The sequence below is a fragment of the Bradyrhizobium sp. Rc2d genome (genome assembly GCF_900099855.1).
In the GTDB taxonomy this organism is placed as follows: domain Bacteria; phylum Pseudomonadota; class Alphaproteobacteria; order Rhizobiales; family Xanthobacteraceae; genus Bradyrhizobium.
Genome location: NZ_FNCU01000091.1, coordinates 1 through 10554, shown reverse-complemented (window position 1 = coordinate 10554; position 10554 = coordinate 1). Strand labels below are relative to the sequence as shown.

General features: G+C 58.6%; 6 protein-coding genes and 2 pseudogenes. 3 read left to right on the top strand and 5 right to left on the bottom strand.

Annotated elements, in window-relative coordinates; genetic code table 11:
- Window positions 1-349: 349 nt before the first annotated feature.
- Window positions 350-910, top strand: a pseudogene (locus BLV07_RS45110) (IS66 family transposase); the annotation flags it as partial.
- A gap of 1329 nt (window positions 911-2239) precedes the next feature.
- On the opposite strand, the gene BLV07_RS49640 reads toward BLV07_RS45110, so the two are convergent.
- The 3 genes from BLV07_RS49640 to BLV07_RS45090 form a co-directional block, all read right to left on the bottom strand.
- Window positions 2240-3073 (bottom strand): YopT-type cysteine protease domain-containing protein, encoded by an 834-nt coding sequence (locus BLV07_RS49640; protein ID WP_091899054.1) that lies wholly within the window; start codon window positions 3071-3073, stop codon window positions 2240-2242.
- A gap of 654 nt (window positions 3074-3727) precedes the next feature.
- Window positions 3728-5350, bottom strand: coding sequence for an MFS transporter (locus BLV07_RS45095; protein WP_091899053.1), 1623 nt, complete (start codon window positions 5348-5350; stop codon window positions 3728-3730).
- Between the two features lie 14 nt (window positions 5351-5364).
- On the bottom strand, window positions 5365-6201 hold the full coding sequence (locus tag BLV07_RS45090; protein WP_091899052.1) for an alpha/beta fold hydrolase: 837 nt from the start codon (window positions 6199-6201) through the stop codon (window positions 5365-5367).
- A 222-nt stretch (window positions 6202-6423) separates the two neighbouring features.
- On the opposite strand from BLV07_RS45090, the gene BLV07_RS45085 reads away from it, so the two are divergent.
- Window positions 6424-7773 carry a sigma-54 interaction domain-containing protein gene (locus BLV07_RS45085; RefSeq protein ID WP_091899051.1) on the top strand — a complete coding sequence of 450 codons (1350 nt, stop codon included), beginning with the start codon at window positions 6424-6426 and terminating at the stop codon, window positions 7771-7773.
- Window positions 7774-8162: 389 nt separating this feature from the next.
- Here BLV07_RS45085 and BLV07_RS45080 read toward each other — a convergent pair.
- Window positions 8163-8680 (bottom strand): annotated as a pseudogene (locus BLV07_RS45080) (class I tRNA ligase family protein); the annotation flags it as partial.
- On the opposite strand from BLV07_RS45080, the gene BLV07_RS50605 reads away from it, so the two are divergent.
- Window positions 8673-9080, top strand: coding sequence for a transposase (locus BLV07_RS50605; protein WP_502690297.1), 408 nt, complete (start codon window positions 8673-8675; stop codon window positions 9078-9080). The pseudogene BLV07_RS45080 and the gene BLV07_RS50605 overlap by 8 nt on opposite strands.
- Before the next feature lie 33 nt (window positions 9081-9113).
- On the opposite strand, the gene BLV07_RS45070 is transcribed toward BLV07_RS50605, so the two are convergent.
- Window positions 9114-10554: thioesterase domain-containing protein (locus tag BLV07_RS45070; RefSeq protein WP_244551461.1), on the bottom strand; the 1441-nt coding region annotated here is incomplete at its 5' end.

The window sequence follows — 10554 nt, the reverse complement described above, 5'->3', positions numbered from 1 at the left end:
CCATGTGGGCACGAACAGGATCTCTCAGGTTTCCTGGCGACCCATCCCGTATCTCTGCCCTGCTCAGAGACCCCGGCGGAACCGGTAAACCTGACCATAGCGGCTTTCCCGGTGCTGCCCCCGCACCCAACACGGCGAAGGCTTCAGCACGACCATGATTTCGAGGCTGCCACAGGGCTTAAGTACCTGCTGTCTACGCTTCACGAGCGACGTTACCGTCACCCATGCAAGACTCGCTTCCGGCTGGCGGGCCTCCGCCTTTGCCGCGAGGGCGTCGAACCCTCTGGGTCACGTTGAAAGGTTTCAGATCACATTCTTCCTCCTTTCCAGGACTTGTCCTGACGCAAGCTGGGTGCACATGCGGCGCAACTTCTACGAACTCGCGACAGCTGGCCCCGCTCCAATCGCGAGCGAGGCGCTGAAGCATATCGCCGCATTCTATGCGATCGAGAAGGAGATCTGCGGCCGCAGCGCGGAGGAGCGCCGCCTCCTGCGGCAGCAGAAGAGCCGACCACTGGCCGAGGTTTTCGAGGTGTGGCTGCGCGCAAAGCTGGCTCCCATCAGCCAGAAGATCAAGCTCGCCGAGGCCATCCGCTACGCCCTCTCGCGCTGGCAAGGCTTAACGCTCTTCATCGATGACGGCCGCATCGAGCTCGACAACAATACGGTCGAACGATCAATCCGTGGCATCAAGCTCAGTCGCAAGGACGCGCTGTTTGCCGGATCCGACGGGGGCGCCGAACATTGGACCGTCGTCGCAACCTTGGTCGAGACTTGCAAGATCAACGTCGATCCGCTCGCCTATCTCACCGACGTCCTGACAAGGATCGTCAACGGGCATCCAAACGGCGACACCGACCAGCTACTGCCCTGGGTCTACCGAGCTCAAGCCTTCAAAGCCGTGGCCTGAGAAACGACGCTTACGTTCTACCTGAATGTGCAGTCCGTCTTTACCGGCACGGCGCCAACGGCAACTTGGTCGATCCGAGCACGGCGGATGCGCTAGCTAGCGGCGGCGGTAATCGACACTGCAGGCCTGACAACCGCATTGGGCGATCCGCTGGCCAGATGGTGGGTTCCAGACAGAGGGCATCGACCCACACCGGCCGCTTTTCGTTTTCTGAATCGCGTCGGGTTTCGTCAGCTTTCGGAAAGCTAGTCCGCGTACAACGCCGTTGAAGTTAGCGGCGCGTGGTAGGGACAGCGCTTGCCCTGTGTATGCGTGGGGCTTTTGGGCGCCGAGTCACGTTTCTGCTAACTTCAATCAGTAGTGCGGGCGTGGCAGGGACAGCGTCTGATCCATCCAGCCCGACCAGCGCCGAGTCGCGCCCGCGCTGCTTCCAGTGTGAGACTGGGATCATATCCAAGCCACCTGGCGACGGTCTTCCAGATCAAGCTTAATAGCCAGCTTGCGCCCGCTCCGCAGAGAGGAGCTTCACCTCGCATTATTCGGGGCAAATGACCTTCTAGTCCAGCTCGGCGCAAAGCTGGACCAATTCCAAAGAGATATGGATCAGGCTTGGGACATTGCTGACGGTTTGTTTGAACCGTGAGGCTTAGAACGAACACAGTGCATAGTGTCATCACTGAGTCGGTTCGAGGCTTGAGCACTTCACCAGAACCGGACGTCAGCGGAAGTTCAGCGACGAGGACAAGGGGCAGATTGTTCGGAGCTCGCGGCGAGCGTCGACTCGGTGTGTTCGGTGGTGCGACGGCATGCATTGCCGCCGCACCAGCTGTTTGGCTGGCGACGTCAGTAGAGAAGAGGCCTGCGATGATTCTGACGCAGACGAACTACAGCTTGTGCCGGCTGTGGTGGATGCCTGGTGCCCGCTCTTAGCCTGAGCCCAAAGGGGGTGTAAGGCATCGAAACCCACATGAGGAGCTTGGCCCGATTTCAGGCAAGCTCCAGCGGGCCGTCGGTCCCACTTGAGTGCAAGCGCAGGCCATTCACGCTTTGACGCGCGATGGCACGAGCTCATCAACCTGAGAGCCTCCATCTCTGAACATTCGACCCCTCGCGGCACTACTTTCCGAGACCCTCCGTCGAGCGTACCGCTCCAACATCTGACGGGCCGCGGTGAGCTCCGGTATGACGTCGGGTGCACGTTCAGGGCGGCAAAATCCGTGTTCCCGGCCGTGGTGTTGCACTGTCGGAGGCGATGCGGCTGTTCCGGTATCGATCGCGAAAGGATCCGCGCGTGGGCATCGGCAAGGTCCGTTGGAATCTCCGAAACACTCACGTCATCCTTTGTGTGACGACTGTCGATATATCATATCCGTTCAGGTTGCTGTAACGGTCGGCGAGACTTTTGAACAACTCACCCATCTGATCTGACCGAACAGTAAATTCTCCATAGTTCGGATCAAAGAGGGTCGTCATTCCATTCGATGTCGACGTTGCGATTGTGTGGGCGCCACCTGCAGCGAAACGCAAGCTGACCAAATAGATCGATGGATCGTCGGTGACCTCGTTCACGATCCGGTCAATGCGCGAAGATGTACCAAACCTATATTGCGTCTGTTCGGCGGACGGCTCTAGGCCAGCTTCGCGTAACATCGTGCTTTTTGCCTGAAGGTTGTGAGAACCTTCCGCCCTATCGCTTCGCAACAGAGTCTTGAGATCTTCATACCGCTGCTGCCGCACTGCCGCTGAGCTGTGATTTTGAGTACCCGGGCGCAGCGCCCTCATCCGGGATGAAGGGCTGCTTGGGAGATTGAGGAGCCACTCCGCTGCCAATCCAACGCAGATGCCGTTGACATTGGCCCCGGGCAATTCAGCAGTCCTGTATTGGAACAAAGGACGAATAGGCCTCGCTGGAGAGGATGGATTTGAGCTGGAGGACAGAGAGGATGTGCTGGGGTCCGAGGTGCTTGGACTGTAAATGTTTGCATCTGAGGTATGTGGCTTGCTGCAGCAGAGCCCCATTTTGTCGGACAATTCCCCAGGTGGCGGGCTCTCCCGTTGAGCGAGATCCGTCAGTGTTTGCGCAAATTCGCTACTGTCCGCCGACTGACTCGGTTCGTCAGGTTGATTAGGGCGTGTGGATTGGCCACTCACTCGATTATACATCGCGGTTCACCTGCCTCTTCAGCGTACGTTTCCTCAGAGCGAGCGCGGGCTGCTTACGGCCTGCCTGCGAATGATATTGCAGGCAAGCTGACGACGAGCTGACAACCGGATTAGCTTGGAGAAGCTACCGCACCAGCTGGCTATCTGGTGACTCGACCGTCTCTGCTCACCAGCCCCGCTCCAGATGCGGGTTGGCTAGGCCGTGTACCCACAAAACCGTCGGCGTGACTCTACGTCCGTTCCAACCTGCAAACAGACCGCTCGAAATGATAGGATAGTGATAGGATAAAAGTCGGTCGTCTCGCGGCCGACCATTGCCCGTATAGGGAGCCAACGATGCCTCCTCTTGATCTGCGGTGATCGTCTCGCTGGCGTTGCTTTTCTTGCAGCCTTCGTAAATGGCGCCCTCGGCTATGGGTTTTCCTCGCTCACCGTGCCGGTGGCTCTCGTTTTCTATGCAAACCGCATCCTGAATCCCGCGGTCGTCCTGGTCGAAGTGGCCACCAACTTCTACGTTCTGGGAGGTTAAGCAGACGAGCCGGCCTGCCAGCGGATTTCATGCATTCTTCTCGACGTCGGAAGTAGAACGTCGACAAAGAGATCGGGAACCGGCGAGCACAACATGACAATCACGCCGATTCCCGTCGCACACAATCAGGTATTAATGTCCCGACCGCGGGTTTCAGGCAGCAGTAGAGCTCCTATAATTGCCGTCGAAGCTGCGAATGCGATCGTGTACCAGAGCCCACCGAAAATATTGCCGGTCGCGATCACAACTGCGGTTGCGACGAACGGCGCAAATCCACCGATCCAACCGTTTCCGAGTTGCAGTGCGACAGAAACGCCGCTGTATCGGATGCGCACCGGAAAGAGTTCAACAAGAAGCGCTCCGAGCGGTCCGTAAACCATGGTTGCCAGGAAGACCATGGCGAACAAGATGGCTATGATCATCGGCCCATTGGGCTCCGCCGGCGTCTTTGCCGATGGCATGCCTTTCGCGGTCAGCGCACTCAGGAGCTTGGCTTCATCGAACCCTGCCACTGTATCCTCACCGATCTGGACACTAAGCGAGGTCGTATCCGCCTTCACGACGTAGGGCACGGCACGCGCAGTCAGAAACGCCTTCACGCGAGTACAGTCCTTCGTTGCCTTGGGCTGGAATAGCTGACCGAGCCAAGATTGGTCCTCAGTGCAATCGTTTCCGTGGACGATCACCGAGGTTTTGGCGCGGAATTCAGCGAGCGCTGGATTTCCGTAAGTCGCCAGTCCCTGGAACAGCGGCATCATCAGAACGGCAGACAACGCGCATCCCGTGACGATGATCCATTTGCGCCCAACCTTGTCGGACAGCCAGCCAAAGAACAGGAAGAATGGCGTTCCGAGCGTGAGTGCCACGAGCAGGTAGAAGTTGGCCTGGTCCTGGCTCATCTTCAGAGCCGTGGTCATGAAGTAGAGGCTGTAGAAATGCCCCGTGTACCAGACCACCGCCTGGCCGGCGACGACGCCGAAGATGGCGACGAGGACGAGGCGCAGGTTGCGACGATCGGCGAACGTATCGGCAATAGGGTTCTTCGAGCCCTTGCCCTCCGCCTTCATCTGCTGGAACACGGGCGACTCGTGAAGCTTGACCCGTATGTACAGCGAGAGAACCAGGAGGCCGATCGATCCGATGAACGGAACGCGCCAGCCCCAGCTCGCGAAGCTTTCCGCCGACATGGACGAGCGGCACAGAATGATGACGAGCAGTGACAGGAACAGCCCGAGGGTCGCCGTAATTTGGATCCAGCTCGTCGTAAAGCCTCTCCTTTCCGAATCGGAATGCTCGGCAACGTAGGTTACCGCGCCTCCGAATTCGCCGCCGACCGCCAGCCCTTGCAGCAGGCGCAAGCCGACCAGAATCGTCGGAGCCCACCAGCCGAAAGTCTCGAACGTTGGCAGCAGGCCAACTGCTGCGGTCGCGAGGCCCATCACCAGCATGGTGACGAGAAACGTCTTCTTGCGGCCAACGAGATCGCCGAGCCGTCCGAAGACGACGGCACCGAATGGTCGAAGGACGAACCCTGCTCCGAACGTCGCCAGCGCGGCGAGCAATGCCGCCGTTTCATTTCCCTTCGGGAAAAACAGCGTGCTGAAGAACGCCGCCAAGGACCCGTAGATGAAGAAATCATACCACTCGAACACGGTGCCAAGAGCGGCGGCAAAGATGATGCGCTTCGTATCGCGGTCGAGTTGATGAGAAGCGAGGCAGGTTTTTGCTTCGATGGTTTGAACTGACATCCTATTCTCCCGCATCAAACGTTTTGCTGCATGTGGGACGTGGCGCTTGCGGCAATGCGCGGCGCCGGCAACCCTTGTCGCATCAGAAAATCGCCTAGCAGGCGACTAAATGTATCTGGTCGCTCGAGCATTGGGAAATGTCCCGCTCGTGGGATGCAATAGAGTTGGCTGTTCGGAATACCGGCCGCCAGGATTTGCGACTCGCTTGGCGGGGTGATGATGTCCTCGTCGCCGACGACGACCATCGTTGGCACGTGGATCTCTCCAAGCCTTGCGCGACTATCCGACGCATTCAGTGAAGCGATTGCCTGGCGCGCCACGAAAGCCGGCGTCTGCGCGACCTCGTTCTTGGCGAAATCGACGAGTGCCGGGTTCGCATCGGAACCGAAGGATCGTTCGATGACTTTCTGGCTTGCAGCGACCACGCCGAGATCTTCGATGGCTTTGAGCACGTTGTCGACGTTGACGTCAGCGCCAAGTCCGTGGGGCGTGGCTCCCACCAGCACGAGTGCTCGCACGCGATCGGGGTATGTGAGCGCGAAGGTTTGGGCCACGGTACCGCCCATCGAAAGGCCGACAAGAACCGCCGAGTCGATCGCCAATTCGCGATACACCCTGAGCACGTCTTCGACGAAGGCCTCGATCGTATAGGCCCGGTTTTCGGGGCGCGGCGAGCGGCCATGACCGGGCAGATTGATGCGGATCATCTGGTGACGGACCGAAAATGTCTCGACCTGCTCGCGCCAGAACTCGGCCGTGGTCGTGAAGCCGTGCACGAATACCAACGGCGTTCCCTCTCCCGACACCTGCACGACGGTGTCCCCGATGGTAATGGTCCTGTTGGGTGTCATTCCTCTCCTCCCGAGGTCATTTATCGGACAGGAGAGTTCGCAAGCGCCGTGCCATTTCGGCCGCGCGTGACGCTATGCGCCCTATCACTCTGGCGGTATTATTGAATTTACCGGAACCGAATGGATCCCAGCGGTTTGACGGCCATTGGCTGCACGGTTACTGTATCAATTAGGTGACACTTATGTCGCATCGATGTGACATACCAAAAGCGGATCCCCCTCATGGTTCTCTCGCAGTGGATTGCCGGATCGTCGGAGGAAGCGGGCTTCCTGAGGCTCGTCCTCGATCACGTCTCGGACTGCCTCGTTGCGGTCGACACGTCCGGTACCATCGTCCTGATCAACCAGCCCTATTGCAGGCTCCTGGGAGGTGCGGCGGACGACTTCATCGGGCGGCACATCACCGATGTGGTGGGGCCACAAACCAAACTCCATCTCGTCGCGCGCGGAGAAGGCAGCCACGTTGGGTATCCATTGAAGGTACGCGGCCATCAATTGATCACGAAGCAAGTTCCCGTACTTCAGGACGGCCGCATCATTGGGGCGGTCGGCCTCGCACTGTTTTCAGATCTCGGCACCCTGAAGCGAACCTTCCGACGGGCCACACGGTCCGAGCTAGCGATGCCCCAGGGCAACAAGCCTTGGCGCTCGCGGTTTGGCATGAGCGACATCATCGGCCAGGGCGAGCTCATGGACGGCTATCGAAATTCGCTCGATGTCGTCGCCGGACATGATCTGCCCGTGCTGATCTCAGGTGAGACCGGGTCCGGCAAGGAATTGGCCGCTCATGCGATCCACGCGCATTCGAGCCGATCCGACGGGCCTTTCGTCTGGGTCAATTGCGCCTCTATTCCGAGCGAGCTGATTGAAGCGGAGTTGTTCGGCTATGAGGGCGGCGCATTCACCGGCGCCCGCAGTCGCGGAAAATTAGGAAAGTTCGAGCTGGCGTCCGGCGGTACTCTATTCCTGGACGAAGTCGGCGATATGCCGCTGCACCTGCAGGGCAGTTTGCTGCGTGTTCTCCAGACCAACGAATTGGTGCGCGTGGGCGGGACGACGCCAGTCGCTGTCAATACCCGCGTCGTTTGCGCGACCCATCAATCACTTCCCGAACTGGCTCGCGCGGGTCGTTTCAGACAAGACCTCTACTATCGCCTTGGCGTGCTGCCGATCGACGTACCTCCCCTTCGCGCTCGGGACGACATCGACTTTCTTGCTCGACGATTGTTGATGCGGATTGCGACGCGACTGAGTGCGGCGCCTCGGGATTTGAGCCGAAAAGAGATCGCATCGCTCCTTGCACATCGTTGGCCTGGTAATGTTCGAGAGCTGGAGAACGTGCTCACGCGGTTTATCGTCACTGGTCAATTGATAATATCCGCCGCAAGCCCAAAGTTAGAGCAGCGCACGAACGACATGCCGAAGCCCCTCAAGCAACGTATCCAGTCTCAAACCGCCACGGAAGTTCGGACCGCGTTGGAGAAGTCTGGCGGCAACAAGCGCCGCGCGGCAGAGCTGCTGGGCATTAGCCGCGCTCATCTGTATCGGCTCATGAAAGAGCAAACCTTGTAGCCCTCATCGACCGGCGCGTCCTCACCAAGGTCTGACGATCACAGGATTAACTCTCGTATTCCGAGACAACCGTGAAGGCCGTTACCACAAGCAACAGCCATTGAAGGATCATCGCGACCGCGATGGAACTTCCCGATCAGGCGACCGCCAGCCGACTCGAATGGCCTATCGAGTTTCGTGGTCTTGGTTACCAAACGACGGTGTCGGTACAGCGACGACCAATTGCAAGGATTGGTGCACAATCACCCCACTACTCCCTCTTCGGTCACACTGGATCACGCTCGATCACTCTGAAACATCGGCCGGGACTAACGATGGGCTCGGCGTTAGCATAGGCTTCGCCTCTCTAAATATTGCCGATGTGACGCTTGCCCGCGCGTCACGCGTTAGCCTTCGATGCGCTGCCGCGAGAGCTTGAGATCGCGTGCAGCTCCGGACATGGCGGTCAGCGTGAAGCGCAAGGCGTCGGCTCCAACTCGTCCACCAGTTCCAGAGGGTCCATAACGTTCCCCTCGGACTTCGACACTTGGCGCCGCTTGCATCTTGTACTAGGGCGTTGATGAACACCCGCTTGAACGGAACCTTGCCCGTTAGCTGCAGACCTGCATCATCATCCGAGCGACCCGGAAAGGTATGATATCGAAACCTGTGATGAGGGTGTTCGTCGAATAGAAGCGCTCAAAATCGCCTGTCTTTTCGGGCCAGCCAAGGGTCGAGAACCGGCCACAGCGCCGAGGAAAACCAAGTATCGAGCACGTCCTCGTCTTGAGTGAGCGGCTCGTCATGGCCATAGTGCGGCGCGAGCCTGAGCTTTGGCTTCTTCGGTCTCCTGGACGAAGATGGCGCCATCCGGACCGAACCAAGCCGGGATGCGATGACCCCACGAGAGCTGGCGCGAGATGGTCCAAGCACTGCGTTTTAGAGCGTTTGTTGTCCATGTTTTCGATAGTGGCGAATACATGAATAGCTGCTTTGTGAGGAAGCGGTATCTCAAGCTGGTCCGCCAACTGATTAACGCCGACATAAGCGCGAAGCGATATACCTTTGCGCGCGAGCCGCTGATGGCGTGGTGCGAGGACAACCACGTGGATTATCTGTTCGGGTTCGCCCGCAACACGCGGCTGCTCGCCATGATCGCGGACGAACTGACGGCGGCCCGGGCTACGGCCGAGAAGACCGATCAACCCGCACGCCGCTTCAAGGACTTTCAGTGGAGCTTCAAAATGAACGCCTTCTGGGCGCCCGAAAACTTCGAGCCTTCATCGTTCTTCGCTCCTCCCGGCCGGGGAAATCGCGAAAAACTCTAACCAAAAATGGTCCAGTTCGCCGGCGGTCTCAGATCACGTCGGTGAGCTATTTAAGGCTCTTGATAACGAGCGTGCCAGGACTTTGCGGTTTTCTGGAGTGTTCATCATCGTCGCGTGATTGCCTGGAATCGGTGTGGTATCAATGGCCGCTGCACTCAAAACCCTGTCCCAGCCTCGCATCGGCGAGCTAATCTCTGGAGCTATTGAGCTCTTGTCTAGTCGTGCGCGACAACTTACGGAAGAATCCGTCGCGTAAAACTGATGTACCTCAATTGGCAGCGACGGAGCCCGATATAGCTGCAGCGCCCTTTGAAACTGCTCAATTCTCTCGTACATCAAAGCATCATTGTGATCCGGAGGTATAGCTCCTATTTGATGAGCCTTCTCAAGTAGTTGAGCAATTGAACTGTGCCGTGCAAAGCGCTTTAATAGTTTAAAGTGCTCGTCCTCAAGGGGTTCAAGAGTTTCCAGCACCACTTCGCATACCATCTGGGTGGGCGTCATGCCGGCTGGCTTTGCGGGTAGCGTAACATCAATGAACGCCATAAATGACACAGTTTCATTGAGGCTCAGTAAGTGCTCGGCTATGGCGTAAGCCAATATTCCGCCTGATGAGTATCCAGCAAATCGATATGGACCCCGGGACCATATCTCCCTGATCGCCGGAATGACTTGCGAGGCTATCGCTTCAAGAGTTGGTGAACAAACTTCACTGAAAGAAGGCCACGGTAGTCCATAGATTGGACAGTCCGCGTCCATTTCCTCCACCAAGTTGAGGATATAGGAACAATCTCCTAAGCCTGTGGGAACAAAGAACAGCGGCGGCTGCGATCCGGTTGCGCGAACACAAATCACTCCCGGACTACTGGGCTGTCGCTCCAAATGAACCTTCAATGCAAGTTCCTTCAGAACAGGAGCTTGGAAGAGATCGGCGGCGGTAAACTTGAACCCGGCATCGAGCGCTCGACTGAGAAGCCGCACCGCTAGCAGTGAGTGCCCGCCCAGTTCGAAGAAGTCGTCGTGGCGTCCGACCCGCTCAACACCGAGCAGCTCGGCCCAGATCTGTGCCAGCGTGATCTCGATCTCGCCTTGCGGCGCCTCATAGGCGGCGCGCGCATACGCCTCATCCGCAGGCGCAGCCAGCGCCTTGCGGTCCAGCTTGCCGTTCACCGTCAGCGGCAGCGCCGCCAGCCGCACGAACGCCGATGGCACCATGTACTCCGGCAGGTGTGCACTTATGTGCGCGCGCAAGGCGCCGGCAAGCTCGCTTCCCTCCAGCCCGTTCGAAGCTGCTTCCGGCGCGCACACCACATAGGCGACAAGACGCTGCTCGCCGCCGGGGCCCTCGTGCGCCACCACCACCGCCTCGCGCACGAACGGGTGCTCGCAAAGCCGCGCCGCGATCTCACCCGGCTCGATCCGGAAGCCGCGGATCTTCACCTGATCGTCGTTGCGGCCCAAAAACTCCAGATTG

Coding starts and splice junctions, on each gene's coding strand:
- BLV07_RS49640 (WP_091899054.1), bottom strand. CDS start 3,073: ATGTATAATCGAGTGAGTGGCCAATCCACACGCCCTAATCAACCTGAC.
- BLV07_RS45095 (WP_091899053.1), bottom strand. CDS start 5,350: ATGTCAGTTCAAACCATCGAAGCAAAAACCTGCCTCGCTTCTCATCAA.
- BLV07_RS45090 (WP_091899052.1), bottom strand. CDS start 6,201: ATGACACCCAACAGGACCATTACCATCGGGGACACCGTCGTGCAGGTG.
- BLV07_RS45085 (WP_091899051.1), top strand. CDS start 6,424: ATGGTTCTCTCGCAGTGGATTGCCGGATCGTCGGAGGAAGCGGGCTTC.
- BLV07_RS50605 (WP_502690297.1), top strand. CDS start 8,673: ATGGTCCAAGCACTGCGTTTTAGAGCGTTTGTTGTCCATGTTTTCGAT.